Here is a 13,510-nt window from a genome sequence, read left to right as displayed (position 1 = left end):
CGCTAGGGGTTAGGAACATGGTAAAACGCTCGCTGATTCACGGAAACGACTCCACGGAAACGACAGACGGGTGAGGGGTTTGCGTTTTGCATTTACGGCTACCGATGACTACACTCAGAAACAATCGTCATCCAGCGGGCCAATGAAATCGGTGCAAATTCGGGAAGATGATCTAACGGGGGAAGCAATTGCAGCGCTGTTGCAGGAGCATCTGGCGAATATGCATGAAATTACGCCGCCAGGGAGTATCCATGCGCTGGATCTGGAACGGCTGCAATCGCCCGACATCACTTTCTGGAGCGCGTGGCAGGGAGACGAACTGGTAGGCTGTGGCGCACTCAGGCACTTGGATGCCACCAGCGGTGAAATCAAGTCCATGCGGACGGTTCAGGCATATCGTCGTAAGGGCGTTGCCTCAAAACTGCTGGAGCATATTCTCGCGGAAGCAGAGCGGCGGGGCTATGGCCGTCTGTATTTGGAAACGGGGGCACTGGCGGAATTTGCTGCGGCGCGATCGCTCTATGCCCGCTACGGGTTCGAGCCATGCGGCCCGTTTGCCGACTATGCCGATGATCCCAACAGCGCCTTTATGACGAAAGCGCTTCCGACGAGAGATCTCGCTCCGGTAGCGCAGCCTGAGCAGGAGAACGCTTGATAAATCGCATTTCGCCCTGAAACTCGCCCGCCGTTTCAACCCCCACCGCCGTCCAGCCCAGGTGCAGGTAAAATCCGTAGGCCCGCAGGGTTGGGTCGTTGCCCGTCACCAGCCAGATTTCCTTGCATCCTGCCAACCAGAGCCAGGCTTCGGCTGCCTGCAAGAGCGATCGCCCAATGCCCCGCCCTTCATAGGCTGGCAGCACAAACAGCCCAAAGATGGTTTTCTCAGTGGCATTGGCAATGGCAAATCCGACTAAACCGTGCGCGGGCAAGTCTAGGCTGCCTGGATTCACCTCAGCATTCGTTTCGGCAACCCAAGCGCAGCAGTCGGTGTCTAGCATGTGCGCGACAGAGGCTGGCGTAATGCCCAACGCGGCAATTTCCTCACGGGACTGGTGGTTTTCCACAACGCTGGTGCGGATATCAAACAAGGCCTCGATATCTGCTGCTTGCGCTGGACGAATCTGCCATCCCCAACGATTGCCCTGTAGATAGCCCTCGATGGCTGGACGGATCGGCGCGAGGCTCTTGTAGCGCTGCATATCGGGCGGAATCTGGGCGATCGCCCTGACCAGCCCCGCCGCCGCTTCTGGATATTGCTGCAACCTCGCCAGTGGATAGGTATAGGTGCGTACCGTGAACAGCACGCCGCCGCTCTGGGGCAAGCGCCGCACCGTCTGTCGCTCCACCCGAATCCACAGGCGATCGCCCGCGTTGGCCGGTGTAATGTCGGTCGGAACTGGATGGCTCCGCTGAACCCCCAGAAATAGCTCCGGCGTATCAACGATGCTCCAGTTAAACCGATAGCCGGGATGATCGGGCTGGAGCCGCGCAAAGAAGTTATCCATCGGCCGCTCCAGCGTCTTGTCATAGCCAGGAACGGGCGCATGAATCTGCCCCAGCGGTTGCCCCAGCTTATCGGCCAAGCGCCAGTAGAGCGGAAAGCAGAGCGATCCTGCCACCAGACGATAGGTTCCCTCCGCCGACGGCAGCAGCACCAGGAGATCTTCCTGTACCCAGCGCCCCGCCAGATCCAGCAGGCAATCGCTCCACTCACCTACCGTCCAGGTTTCGCCTGTGAGATGATTAATTAGGCGATCGCCCATCCGGGTAAACCCTTGGGGAAATCGCCGGGGCAAATGATCAGCCAGTAAATTCAAGACTTCTTGCTGGGCTGCTTCGCTGCCGGGGAGTGCTGCAAAGACCTCTGCATGGCGTTCACTCAGCAGTTCGCGCTTCTGTTGCAAATAGCGTTCGTACTGGTCGTCGATTTCTATCCAGTGGTCGAGAGAGAGCGTTCGCGCCAGCGTTGCGGAGCAATATTGCAACCCCAGCCGCATCTGCCAGCGTCCATCGGCAAACGGAAAATAAGTGGCAGGGGGAGGAGCCGCAGGGGAAGACATTGGTTTCGGGCAACCCTATCGGATTTTTCCTGCATCTCTCAATCGATCGAGAGCAAAGAAACGCTAATGGCGGGATTTTGGGGTGTTTTGCCGCAGGCGATCGCGAATTTGCTCAAGCTGTTCCTGGCTGCTGACGGGCGATCGCGGCGCGGGCAGATCCATATTGGGCCACAGTTCTAGATCGGAGCAGGGGCAGGAAAGCTCCTTGCGCTGTCCCAGATCCAGCATCGGCACGGGCATATTGCAGCGGGCGCAGGACTCAATCACCCAGGCGGGCGAGAGCAGGTCGGCAATGCTCTGCGTCGTGCCTTCCAGGTAGCACTGCGACAGGTCGTGCTGCATGAGGATGTTCCAAGCGAGGGCAAAGTCGTAGCTGTAGCGATCGCCCTGCAACACGGTTTTGGGCAGCAGCGGCTCTGCGTTGCCCGGCAGAATCACCCGCTTGCCAAGCTGAAACCAGGAACCCAAGTAATCTCTAACCTGATCGAGAGAAGCCATACCGCCCTCCTGGGGCAAAGTCCTTGAAACTGCGATCGCCCCGACTGGATGAAGTAGCCTGCGACTCAAATTGCCTTAATTGCATTGTTTCTACAGCGTTTTTGAAGCTAGTGAGGCACACGGATGGTCAATAGGCCCTTGCCTCGTGAGGGCAGCATGTGCCTCACCCCGCAAGAAAATGCTGTATATGTCCATCCTATCGGCATCCATCAGGCGACAGGGTGCGTAAAACCGAAGCGTTTCTTAAGGTTTTTGGGATGCTCCTGCTGATACTCTGGCTCACGATCACTCGGTCGCCCCGTCAGGCTCCGGCAGCCGCACCCCAAGCTGCGTCAGATCCAGCGCGTAGCCGCCGGTTACCAGATAGACCGACTGGGCGATCGCCCCGATACGGCGGGTTAGGGAACCGAGGCGATCGCGGAAGATACGCCCCAGCGGATAGGCCGGCACCACGCCCCAGCCCGTCTCTTCCGCCACCAAGATCAGATCCGCAGGGCTAGATCGCAGCACAGCCAGCAGCGTGGCAACCGTACTCTGCCAGGTGTCTTCGTCTTGCTCTAGCACATTTGCCAGCCAGGTTCCCAGGGCATCCACCAGCCAGCACTCGCCAGCAGCGGCAGTCGCCAGCAGGGCAGCGAGGTTTACGGGTTCCTCAAGGCATGTCCAGTCGGCGGGGCGACGCTGCTGATGCTGATCGATGCGGGCCTGCCACTCGGCATCGTCGGCGCGGCGTTGGGCAGTGGCAACATAGATCACGGAACCGGAGCGCGATCGCGCTAAATGCTCTGCCCATTCGCTCTTGCCGGAGCGAGAAGGGCCCGTGATCAGCGTAATGGGCATATTCTCTGCGGTAAGAGGACGGGAAAAACGCGAGAAAAAGGGCGCAAACGTTGCGAAGAATCTTTTTAGCATATTCCGTTGCCAAAATTCCTCGATAGAATGGCGACAGCCGCTTTCCCCCCGCCCATCATGAAAGGACTGCAACGGATCGAAGCCACGCTGAATCATCTCGACACGCTGCCAGAGGCAGAACCACGAGCGGATCGGCCAGGGGCACAGTCCACGGTTTCCCCAGAAACGCAATCGGTGGCGCAGTCTGTCGTGCAATCGGTGGCGCAACCTGCAACCCAGCCCGCCGCGCCCGTGCTGCTAGAACTGCCGTTTGGCGGCAAACTCCCGCCTGCATCACAGGGGGGGCACGCTAGCGTTGCGGAGCCATATCGCTCCGCCGTAGCCCCCAGCCCCCAAGCTGTTGCGCCGACGGTTTCTCACACCATTTCTCCCCCGCCTTTCCCAGGGGACTTGCGCCCGCTGTGTCCCCAAACGCCTCCTCAAGCGGGTCTGCGCCCATTTCCCCGACCCTCGCTCAAACCAGTTCATCACCCGCCGCGCCTGCTACGCCTGACCTGCCGGGCTTTCCTTTTGCGCCCCTGGCCGCGCCGCGCCATGCCACGGATCCTGCTCTGGCGCTGGGCATTTTGCGGGAGATTGAGGGTACGCTGCTAAGCTGGCAGCGAGAACTCCAGCGGCTCCAGCTTGAAATTCAAGAATTGCACATGGAAGGGCCGATTATCGACGGCTGGCTAGAGTCGCAGCCCACGACCCCGCCGCCGCCAGAGGCCGAGTTCATCCGCCATGCAGAAATCGACGCGCTGATGGGCTATGTGGAAGCGATTTGCGACGCTGCACCCGATGGCATGATTCACAAGTCGCCGCGAGCAGGCTATCGGCTCTGCGGGCTGGATGCAGACGGTAAGGTGTGGTCGCGGGAGTGCCCGCCGGAGCGCGTGCCCCAGGTGAGTCTGGCGATCGCCCGCTGCCAGAAGGTGCGCCAACTCGTGACCCGCAAAAATGACCTGGAATCGCGCCTCAGCAAACTGGCTGAGCATTTGGTATCGGTGCATAGCGAACTGATGACCTGAGGCTGGTTCAATCAAAGTCAACGTGTTTTAAGCGTCAATGCCGACGCACCTGATTTGTGAAACCTGCCTCTCCTTCGCTAGTGCGATCGCTCAAAGCCTACGGGCGGAGCCTGCTCGACCCACAGCTTGCGCCGACGGCGATTAAAGTCGCGCTCACGGTCGGCTCCATTTTGCTGATCATCAACCACGGCGCAGCGATTGTAAACCGGAGGATGAGTGGCGATCGCTGGGCTGCAGTTTTGTTCACCTACATCGTGCCCTACATGGTCAATATCCACGGGCAGCACATCAGCCGCGATCGCCCTTAGTCACAACTCTCGAACCGTGCCGCCCAAACCTGGTGGTTCAGAAGAGATTGTGTTCTTCAGACTAGGCAACCCGCAGTTGTACCCGGTCAAAGCCGTGCATTTTGGGGGGTGGCGCAGACTGCGACGTGACGCGCAGCAGCCGGGGAATGTCGCCACTGTTATACACGCGAAACTCGCTTTCCACTGTCGCGGCGGCGGTTCGCACGGCCTGGTTTAGCACCAGGGAACCGTTGGGATCGGACACGGAGCGGTGAAACGTCCCCGGCGGAATCCGCAAAATCTCGCCGTTGGCCTCTAGCCGCACGATATGGAATGGGTAATCCCAGGAAAAGTTCACCAGATAGAACGTGCGACCCCCCGACAGCGCCAGCAGGTTGTCTTCCTGGTTGGGGTGCATATAAAACTGCCAGTGTCCGTCGTCGCTGTTGTTGGGACTGACGGCGGGGCCCTCATGAAACACGAGGTCGCGGGCGTTGGAATTGGCAATGGTGATGTCGAAAAACCGAACGCTGGGTGTGTCGCGGAATTTGCGGTAGGAAATCAGATCAAACATGGTGGATTGGCGGGAAAGGTGTATGGCTGTGCAATGCTGCTTTTTGGCTACCCTAGCGCGGGGCTTTTGCCAGATACAAAACTTAAGGCGGGTTGCATCTATGTAAAAAGTGGATAGATGTGTCAGATTTTCCGTGCTATACCGTTTCGCCGTGTGTCAGATTAGGGGTAGCTCAGTGGGCAGTTTTTATGAACATTGACCAGTTGCGCGTGTTTGTAGCAGTGGCCGAACTGGGCAGCTTTTCGACCGCAGCGCTTCGTCTGGATGTGTCGCAATCTTCTGTGAGTCGGGCGATCGCCGCGCTGGAGGAGGAATTGGGCGTATCGCTGCTCACTCGCGGCCGGTTTGGAGCGCACCCGACACAACTGGGCGAGCGGGTGCTGGTGCAGGCGCAGCAGATTTTGCAGGCGCGAGAACGGATTGACTATGAAGTGAACTTGGCGCGGGGGTTGCAGGGCGGGCGGGTGCGACTGGCTTCCTTCCGCAGTGCGGCAACCCACCTGCTGCCACCGCGAATCGCCCAGTTTTGCCAGCGCTTTCCCCAGATCGAGGTAACGCTGACGGAAGACGACCCGCTGGCGGTGGAGCAAGCCCTCCGAGAGGGCGCTGTGGATATCGGGCTAGTGCCCCTGCCTCGCGCTGAAGAGTTTGACACCTGGGAAATCGGGCGGGATGAGTTTGTGGTGCTGCTGCCGCCGGGTTGCCGACCTGTGCCAGATCCACTCACTTGGGAGGCGCTGTCGCGCATGTCGTTTATTCTCTACAACTACGCCGAATGTACCTCCGCCGTGCGCGATCACTGGGAGCGCTGGGGTCAGACGCTGCGGGTGGCCTATGAGGTCAAAGAAGACTCCACCATTGTCAGCATGGTGGCGCAGGGCTTGGGGGCGGCGATTTTGCCCCGCTTGGCGGCGCTGCCGATTCCAGATGGCGTACAGGTGCGATCGCTCCCGGTGCCGCTAGAGCGGGTGATCGGCGCTGCGGTCTTGGCAAACGTGCTGCATCCGCCCGCCGTGTTTGTGTTTCTGGATGCGCTGCGGGGCACGGGGCAGTTTCGCCAGTCAGCCGCCTGATCGAAATTTCAGGGCGAGAGCCTATTGCCCCGGCCTATTGCCCCGGTTGATTTGCAGCCCGACCAAGTTGCCGAGGTTGCCTTTGAGCCGCAGCGCCAGCACACCCACTAGGGCGATCGCGCCAGCGTTGCGGAGCAATATCGCCTCGCCAAAGTAGTTTTGCAACGTCAGCCTTTCTCGAATAAACAGCGCCGCCGCGATGCCCGTGATTATGGGATTGAAGGCGTGGATGATGGCAGTGTTGGCGATCGCCGTATATCGCAGGCTGAGAAAGAAGAAAAAGTGATAGCCGACCACGCCGAATAAGCCCAGCTATACGAGTAGAAAAACATCCTTTGTTTGCACAAGCAGTGATAATTGTTTGTGGTGAATCAAAAGGCTGGAGAGAAAGACTAGGGCAATCAGGTAACGCAGTAAGGTAGTCAAAATGGGGCTGAGTTCGACCGTTGTAAATTTTCCAGCAATGAAGCTGCCTGCAAACAAAAGACTGGTCAGCGCGGTTAGTAAAATTGGCAGAAGGCGATCGCGCGGCATAATAACTTGATACACTACAAAAACTGAACCCAGACGTGACTCAGGGCATCCCTAAACGCGCAATCTGTGAGCGATTGATGTAATCCAGGTAACACTTCAGGGCGATTTGGAAGGTTCTGAAGGTTAACTTGATGTTGCAGATGTTGCATAGAATTATCTTGCATAAGATGCGGCTAAAGAGGATATTTTGTCAAAGTTTTAGTCTGTATTGTTCTAGTCCGTATTGAAGTTGTTTTTATCCCTGGCTTTTTAGAATACTTTTTTGAATTTACAGCCTGGTTGTTTCATCAAAATGCGATTCAGATGCGAAATTTGAGTTTGTTTCAAAAATTGACTTTAAGGAAGAAACCCTGGAAAGCTTCTAGGAAAATAGGTTCATGGAATGGGCGATCGCACGCCCGATCTCCCTGGATTAGATCTGGGCTGCAAGCCTTGGGCATTGTGTTTCTAACGCTGCTTTGGGTTGCTGTCCCCAGTTTGTTGGCTAGTGGTTTGCTGACTGGTAGCCAGGTTGCACCTGTTCATCTGATTGATGCACCGAGCCACGCGCTAGAGATTGATGGTCTAGAAATCTTTGCGCCCCGATCAGAGCCGAGAGCAGAGGAACCTGCGGACGAGCCGCAGCCTGAGCCGCAGGATGCAGCTAGAACGACTCAGGGTGCAGCCGTCACCCTAGGTGGCAAACCTCTGTTTAACGTGGAAGCCTCAATTGGCACAAAATCCCGCGCCGAACGAGCCACCGAAGCCTCCAGAGCAATCCGGGCGGCGGCAACAAACTCCCAGATTCCGCTAGAAGACTTTCGGCTAAATGACCTGCCCAACAATGGGGTGACTCAAATTCTGGCAGGGGAAGAGCTGCTGCTGGCGGTTACCCAGGCAGATGCAAATGTTGCCGAGATACCGCGAGAAGCCCTGGCCCGACGACATCTCGAAGAAATTAAAGACGGTGTGATTGAGTATCGCAATACGCGATCGCCCCAAAAGCTGCTGGCAGGACTCGGCAAAGCGGCGATCGCCACGCTCATTTTTGCGCTGCTGTTCTCTCTGATTAATCGTCTATTCAAGGGGATTGATCAAAAAATAGAATCTTCCGACCGATTTCGCATTCGCACCCTGCGCTTGGGTAGCCGTGAGCTTCTGTCAGCACAGCAAGCAACCAACTATCTAATTCGGTTTTCTGGGCTGCTCAGAATCGTGGCGCTGCTGACGCTGATCTCAATTTTTATCAACACAGTTCTTTCGTTTTTTCCGGCAACCCAATCCGTTTCAATCGGCATCTTCTCGTCTATTTTTTCGGTTTTTAGCCAGCTATTTTTTGGCTTTCTGGGATACCTACCCAAGCTGATTTTCCTGGTCATCTTAGGATACGCAGCCATCTATTTAATGCGATTCTCCAGGTTTGTCTTCTCTGAAATAGACAAGGGAGATCTCAGCATTCCAGGCTTCGATCGAGATTGGGCGGTTCCCACCGAGCGCATTGCCCAGATTCTCATCCTAGCGCTGTTCGCAGTCATTGCATTTCCCTACTTGCCAGGAGCGGGCAGCGATGCCTTTCAGGGCATTTCAATCTTCTTGGGGATTCTGATTTCGCTGGGTTCTAGTTCCGCCATTGCTAACATCATCGCGGGCATCTTGTTGACCTATACTCGCGCGTTTAAGCTCGGTGACGAAGTGGAAATTGGTGATGTGGCGGGGGACAGTAGTTGAAAAAGGGCTATTGGTGACTCGAATTTCTCACTGACAAAAACTATTACGCCAGCATTCCCAATGCAGAAGTGCTGGGTACGACGGTGACTAATTTTCGTCAGGGCGGGTCAATGAGAGACGAAGAAGACGAGCCGCCAATGGTGTTTGTAGAAGTTGGTTTCCGATATGACGTGCCCTGGCAAATAGCCTACGAAATTTTGGTTGAGGCGGCCAAAGAAACGAAGGACGTATTGCCCGAACCAGAGCCGTTTGTGCGGAACATTGAGTTTGCAGATCAGGGTGTGATTTACGAAATCAATGTGTTTACGAATAACTTCCGCGATGACGAGATGATCGAGTCCGAGCTACGGCGAAATATTCAGGGCAAGTGCTATGAGCGCGGTATCGAGCTAGCCCCGTTGCAGCAATTTACAGTGATTCGCCGTAATAGTAAACCGACGCCAACTTTGCCGCGCAGCCTGAAGCAAAACTAGCGCAATCATGCTGCTGCAAATCCTGCTTTTACTCCTGCGTCTACCAAGGGTTGCCAATCATCGTAAAGGCAGCCCAATAGTAGGATGAGACAGGGCTTGCCCCGCGCAGTTCGCTACTGCTGCTAGCAGGTAAGATTAGGTCGCCGACTCTGCCCAACCCGCGCAGGCGACCCGCTTCGTCGATGCCCACTTCGCCCCGCGCCATCGCGACTTGAGCCTGACGCAGTGCCTCGGCTTTGATCGGAGAGGTGGCCAGGTTTTCATAAAAGCGGGTCATCAGGGCAGTGGTGGCAGCATCGCTGACGTACCACAGGCTGGCGACGACGGTTTTCACGCCCGTTTGCACGGCCAGTCCGGCAAAGCCCAGTTCGGCTTGTTCATTGCCCAACGCGGTGCGGCAGGCACTCAGCACCAGCATTTCCACAGGTGGGTCGTTCCAGCCGAGTTGTTTCACCTGATCCAGCCCCAGCCGCTCATCCCAGAACTGGATGTAGGACGCGCCGATGTTGCCCGCCACAAAGTCGGCGTGGGTAGCGAGGTGAATGATGCCGAAGGGCTGCTGCTGACGGGCGGCGCGGAGGTTCGCCAGGGTGCTGCGCTCGTCTAGAAAAATCTGCCCGCGCCAGAGCTTTAGCACCAGCGCGTTTAGCTCGATGGGCACCGATGGCAGGGGGGATTGACCCTGTGTGCTTTTGGACACGCCCATTGCCAGCATTTGAGTATTGCGAATATCGACGTAGCGCGTATCGGTAAGGCTGAGGCTGGGCATGAGGCCGACGCTGTATTGCTCTACTAGGAACTGCTTACCGTCGTGGAGTGCGGCGTAGGGCAAGGCTCTCAGCCCGGCGGGCGGCAAGAATACCAGGTTTTCGACTTCGCGCTCGTCTAGCTCGGCTTTGATGGGCGCGACAAACCATTGATATAACTGCTGGGACGACCGCAGGTAGCGGGTGTTCAGCACATTTGCGGGATTGGTGACTTCGTTGCGAAATTCCTGGGCGATCGCCATCACCTGGGCCCGAGTTGCGCCTTCGACGCGCTTGCGAATCAGGGTGTTTTGCGACGTGACGACCACTAGCTCAAGCTGATCGGTGTCTTGAGGCGGCACGCTTTCGCGCAGTAGGCCCGACTGGGGCGGCACAAAGCTGATATAGACGAAACCAGGGCGGACTCCGGTGACTTGTTCAATGGCGTAGGCGATCGCCCGTCCATCTGCCAGCGACAACGGCCGCGTTGCCTCTAGCCCCAAGAACTCAATGAACTCACTGCTAAATTCATCTTCAAAGTAGTAGATATCGGGTTCAATGGAGGGAAACCAGGGGTCACCAATTACACCAATATCCTCAAAGTCGTCCCCAAAGTCGTCCTCGCCCTCGTTGAATTCATTGTCAGTGCTGTTGCGCTGAGGCGGACGTACCGTACCGCCGCCGTTACCACCGCCATTGCCGCCATTACCGCCACCATTGCCGCCGCCGTTACCACCGCCATTATTCGACCTGGGTTGGACACTAACCTGCACCGGGCGAGCGGGGGAGCGACTGAGGACACCGCCCTGGCCATTGGGGTCGGTTGCAACGACGCTAAACACGTCTAGCAGAAAAGTCAGGTCATTGCCTGTGTTGGGCAGCGTCACGTCTAGACTGTCGCTGGGGCTGATCACGGTTCCCACCCCGACGGGCGATCCGTCGCGGGTGATGCTGACTCCGGGGGCGATCGCCGCAATTTGAAAACCGATTGTATCTCTGTCAGCATCATTCGCTGACAATCCTAGATTGTTAACCAAAATCCGAATCGTTTGCCCCTGCTGTCCCGATCCCTGGTCGAAATTGAGAATGTCGAGCGTCGGGGCACTGTTGACAGAACTAATCGTGATTCCAGGAGTGGCTGTGTTGATGCTGCCGTTGAACTCGACCGGGAACTGGTCGTTGCTGATGCTGCTGATCCCAGTCGAGAGGCTGCCACGAGTGCCGTTGGGGGTTCCCGCTGCACCCACGACAAAATCGAAATTATCGGGGCCGCCTGCGTGGGTAATGGTAATGGTGCCATTATTGAGGGGGTTGCTACCCTGGGTGGCAATGCTGGTTGGTGCCGGGAGGTTCGCATCGGCAATAATGCCCGTCACCTGGATGCGATCGCCCCTCAGCGTGACATTGCCACCCGCGCCCTCAGCAGACGGAATTTCGGGCCCTGGGATGCTGCGAGTATCGATTGACTCGACGGAGACATTGCCTAGCTCGCTGATGACGTTTACCGGGCCCGCGCCAAAGCCAAGCGAGTTCTGCGTACTCAGCCGTGCTGCGGTAATGTCGCCTGGTGCCCGCAGGCTGATTTGGCCCGTAGTCTCAAAGAGAAATCCGCCTGTGTCGAGATTCCCGGCTCGAATCGATGCACCAGAAATCAGTAAATTGCGTCCCCCCGTTGTCAGGGTATTGTTTGTGCCCATGCTAAAGCTGCCTGCGCCGTTGTTATCTGCATCGGCAACGAACTGAATCGTGCCATCGCCCCCCGTATCGCTAAGGAACAAATCCAGCCCGTCGATGACGGTGATGTTATTAGCAGCTTGCAGGATAATATCGCCGCCAAAATCGAGCAGCGAATCGACTGAAACGTTGATATTTTGGTTCGGAAACTCGTCGGCAAAAATGTCGGGCAGCGCCGCGCCCACACCCGGAGAGTTGGGCAAGTCGCTGATGGTGATGTTGAACGGATCGAGCAGCAGCGTCCCCGCCTGGCCATTGGGCGCATTGGCATCCACCGTTCCGTCAAATCCCAGGCTGAGCTTACCCGAAATTTCCACCAGACCGCCATTACCGCCTTGGCTGCCGCCTCTGCTGCTTACGGTTCCCGAAAAGGCGGTGGCCTCGTCTGACCAGATGACGACTGGGCCGCCGTGGCCTGTAGCGATCGCACTGGCATTCAGACTGGAGTCGGCGCTGACGTAGGTGCGGCGGGCGTTGGGCACAGAACCGCGTCCCTGATAGCCGCCGCCCACCTGGATCGGCCCGCCGCCCGTCGCGCCGCTGGTATTGATTTCGGCATTGACGACTGCGAGGCGATCGCCCAGCACATTTACTGCGCCGCCGGTGCCGCTGGGGGAACTGGCATCCAGCCGCCCGCTGGCGATCGTGGTGCCCGGATCGGCAGGCAGCGGCAGCCCCGAACCCGTCAGGGATACCGAGCCGTCGGGGTTGACCGTTAGCCCAGTGGCGTGGGTCACGTTGCCGCCCGTCAGCAGCGCGGGCAGGCTGGCAGGGGTGAACGGCAGCGGGTTGGGACCATTGCGAAAGGCGCTGGGCTGAATCTCTAGGCTGAGCAGGCTGCCCGTCTGGCTGATCCGCACGCGGTTTTGGCCGGGCACGCTGGCCAGCGTGACGGTTCCCTCTGGCGCAGAAAGGGTGCCAGTATTAGCCACGGTGCCGCCCAGCAGGGTCAGGTGGTTGCCTGGCGCAACGGCTAAATCGCCCGCATTCACAACGGCTCCTGGCTGGGCGATCGCAAAGGCAAAATTTTGCGGATTGCCGATTAGCGTGTCATAGTCTGCATCGCCCACAGCGCTAAACCAGCCGTTGGCAAAGCCAATGCCGCTGGCAGTGGTGGCGGTAAAGGAACCTGCTAGATCCAGCCGTGCATTGCGCCCAAAAATCACGCCTGCCGGATTCATCAAGTACAGATTGGCATTGCTGCCCGATACGCGCAGAATGCCGTCGATCAGTGAGGCACTGCCGCCATTGACGCGGGCGAGGATGTTGCGAACCTCCCGCGTGGATAGAAAATTGGCAATTTCGCCCTGGCTCAGCCCAAACTGGCGGAAGGTGTGAAACAGGTTGCGACCGTCGCGCGATCGCCGCCCGCCGGAGATATCCAGCCGATTGCCCTGGCGCGTGACGCGGGTGTTGCGGCCAGGCTGCACGGTCTGGGAGGCCGATTGGGCCAGCGCGGACTGGTTGAAACCTGACCCCAGCAGCAAGAGCGTGGCCAGCGTTGCCGCTGCGGTTCTAGCTGCCGCCGCGCCGCCGTAGACCGTCGTCCTACGCCCCTGTCGAGCCTGTGCAGCACAACCCTCGTCGCGCTCCAGCGAACTGCCCGTCGATCGGTCATCTCGCACCAGCCCTTCAAAATCGGGGGCGGCTAGCTGACGCACCGGGGCGATCGCCCTGGTTAAATGGCGATCGCCGTCATCGCAAGGCAAAACCACAGAGGGGCAGGGCATAGGGCAATTGCCTCAAATGCTGGGTGAATGCTGGGTGAACTGCTGAATCCAGGCTTGAATCCAGGCTTGAATCCAGGCTGTCCACACGTTATGCCAGGGTTTTGCTGAATGACTATGGGCGATCGCAAAACTTAACCCAGGGATTGGAGATGAATAGTTCAAACTTTCCCAT

At 57.8% G+C, this 13,510-nt stretch carries 14 protein-coding genes; 7 read left to right on the top strand and 7 right to left on the bottom strand.

The genetic code is table 11. The features are described 5' to 3' along the window. Positions 1–79: 79 nt before the first annotated feature. Positions 80–655: a GNAT family N-acetyltransferase gene (locus tag O77CONTIG1_RS12300; RefSeq protein WP_286132290.1), complete on the top strand. Its 576-nt coding sequence runs from the start codon at positions 80–82 to the stop codon at positions 653–655. Here the strand turns inward: O77CONTIG1_RS12300 and O77CONTIG1_RS27930 are convergent. From O77CONTIG1_RS27930 to cobU, 3 genes are all read right to left on the bottom strand, one after another. Continuing rightward, entirely contained in the window at positions 588–2,060 is a 1,473-nt protein-coding gene (locus O77CONTIG1_RS27930; protein ID WP_286132289.1) for a GNAT family N-acetyltransferase, read from the bottom strand. The genes O77CONTIG1_RS12300 and O77CONTIG1_RS27930 overlap by 68 nt on opposite strands. A gap of 63 nt (positions 2,061–2,123) precedes the next feature. Then, the gene (locus tag O77CONTIG1_RS12285; protein WP_068510961.1) at positions 2,124–2,558 is read right to left on the bottom strand and encodes a hypothetical protein; all 435 of its coding nucleotides are present in this window, start codon (positions 2,556–2,558) and stop codon (positions 2,124–2,126) included. Between the two features lie 285 nt (positions 2,559–2,843). Then, positions 2,844–3,398, bottom strand: coding sequence for a bifunctional adenosylcobinamide kinase/adenosylcobinamide-phosphate guanylyltransferase (gene cobU, locus O77CONTIG1_RS12280; RefSeq protein ID WP_068516484.1), 555 nt, complete (start codon positions 3,396–3,398; stop codon positions 2,844–2,846). Positions 3,399–3,527: 129 nt separating this feature from the next. Between cobU and O77CONTIG1_RS24505 the strand changes: the two genes are divergently transcribed. From O77CONTIG1_RS24505 to nrtS, 3 genes are read left to right on the top strand one after another with little or no spacing between them, the layout of a single operon-like run. Continuing rightward, positions 3,528–4,064, top strand: coding sequence for a hypothetical protein (locus tag O77CONTIG1_RS24505; RefSeq protein ID WP_156435211.1), 537 nt, complete (start codon positions 3,528–3,530; stop codon positions 4,062–4,064). Continuing rightward, positions 4,037–4,480, top strand: coding sequence for a hypothetical protein (locus O77CONTIG1_RS12275; protein WP_156435209.1), 444 nt, complete (start codon positions 4,037–4,039; stop codon positions 4,478–4,480). Before O77CONTIG1_RS24505 ends, O77CONTIG1_RS12275 begins: the two co-directional genes overlap by 28 nt. Positions 4,481–4,536: 56 nt before the next feature. Continuing rightward, complete coding sequence (gene nrtS / locus O77CONTIG1_RS12270) at positions 4,537–4,788, top strand: nitrate/nitrite transporter NrtS (protein ID WP_286132288.1); 252 nt, start codon at positions 4,537–4,539, stop codon at positions 4,786–4,788. Positions 4,789–4,849: 61 nt separating this feature from the next. Here the strand turns inward: nrtS and O77CONTIG1_RS12265 are convergent, their stop codons facing one another. Beyond that, the gene (locus O77CONTIG1_RS12265) at positions 4,850–5,341 is read right to left on the bottom strand and encodes a redox protein (RefSeq protein ID WP_068510958.1); all 492 of its coding nucleotides are present in this window, start codon (positions 5,339–5,341) and stop codon (positions 4,850–4,852) included. 188 nt (positions 5,342–5,529) lie between these two features. Here O77CONTIG1_RS12265 and O77CONTIG1_RS12260 point away from each other — a divergent pair, with 188 nt between their 5' ends. Continuing rightward, the gene (locus O77CONTIG1_RS12260; RefSeq protein WP_068510956.1) at positions 5,530–6,414 is read left to right on the top strand and encodes a LysR family transcriptional regulator; all 885 of its coding nucleotides are present in this window, start codon (positions 5,530–5,532) and stop codon (positions 6,412–6,414) included. Between the two features lie 21 nt (positions 6,415–6,435). Here the strand turns inward: O77CONTIG1_RS12260 and O77CONTIG1_RS12255 are convergent, their stop codons facing one another. Next, entirely contained in the window at positions 6,436–6,711 is a 276-nt protein-coding gene (locus O77CONTIG1_RS12255; RefSeq protein ID WP_068510954.1) for an EamA family transporter, read from the bottom strand. Positions 6,712–6,726: 15 nt separating this feature from the next. Then, entirely contained in the window at positions 6,727–6,948 is a 222-nt protein-coding gene (locus tag O77CONTIG1_RS12250) for a hypothetical protein (protein ID WP_068510953.1), read from the bottom strand. Positions 6,949–7,389: 441 nt separating this feature from the next. Between O77CONTIG1_RS12250 and O77CONTIG1_RS26850 the strand changes: the two genes are divergently transcribed. Together O77CONTIG1_RS26850 and O77CONTIG1_RS26845 are read left to right on the top strand one after the other, a co-directional pair. Next, the gene (locus tag O77CONTIG1_RS26850; protein WP_286132698.1) at positions 7,390–8,655 is read left to right on the top strand and encodes a mechanosensitive ion channel domain-containing protein; all 1,266 of its coding nucleotides are present in this window, start codon (positions 7,390–7,392) and stop codon (positions 8,653–8,655) included. 83 nt (positions 8,656–8,738) lie between these two features. Continuing rightward, complete coding sequence (locus O77CONTIG1_RS26845; protein ID WP_286132287.1) at positions 8,739–9,128, top strand: mechanosensitive ion channel domain-containing protein; 390 nt, start codon at positions 8,739–8,741, stop codon at positions 9,126–9,128. Between the two features lie 40 nt (positions 9,129–9,168). Here O77CONTIG1_RS26845 and O77CONTIG1_RS12235 read toward each other — a convergent pair whose 3' ends face one another. Next, positions 9,169–13,338 (bottom strand): CHAT domain-containing protein, encoded by a 4,170-nt coding sequence (locus O77CONTIG1_RS12235; protein ID WP_068510947.1) that lies wholly within the window; start codon positions 13,336–13,338, stop codon positions 9,169–9,171. Between the last annotated feature and the right edge of the window lie 172 nt (positions 13,339–13,510).

The sequence above is a fragment of the Leptolyngbya sp. O-77 genome, assembly GCF_001548395.1.
Classification (GTDB): Bacteria; Cyanobacteriota; Cyanobacteriia; order Elainellales; family Elainellaceae; genus Thermoleptolyngbya.
Note: the sequence above shows the minus strand (reverse complement) of the source record. Positions and strands in the feature narration are given on the sequence as shown.

Coding starts and splice junctions, on each gene's coding strand:
- O77CONTIG1_RS12265 (WP_068510958.1), bottom strand. CDS start 5,341: ATGTTTGATCTGATTTCCTACCGCAAATTCCGCGACACACCCAGCGTT.
- O77CONTIG1_RS24505 (WP_156435211.1), top strand. CDS start 3,528: ATGAAAGGACTGCAACGGATCGAAGCCACGCTGAATCATCTCGACACG.
- O77CONTIG1_RS12260 (WP_068510956.1), top strand. CDS start 5,530: ATGAACATTGACCAGTTGCGCGTGTTTGTAGCAGTGGCCGAACTGGGC.
- cobU (WP_068516484.1), bottom strand. CDS start 3,398: ATGCCCATTACGCTGATCACGGGCCCTTCTCGCTCCGGCAAGAGCGAA.
- O77CONTIG1_RS27930 (WP_286132289.1), bottom strand. CDS start 2,060: ATGTCTTCCCCTGCGGCTCCTCCCCCTGCCACTTATTTTCCGTTTGCC.
- O77CONTIG1_RS12285 (WP_068510961.1), bottom strand. CDS start 2,558: ATGGCTTCTCTCGATCAGGTTAGAGATTACTTGGGTTCCTGGTTTCAG.
- O77CONTIG1_RS12235 (WP_068510947.1), bottom strand. CDS start 13,338: ATGCCCTGCCCCTCTGTGGTTTTGCCTTGCGATGACGGCGATCGCCAT.
- O77CONTIG1_RS12250 (WP_068510953.1), bottom strand. CDS start 6,948: ATGCCGCGCGATCGCCTTCTGCCAATTTTACTAACCGCGCTGACCAGT.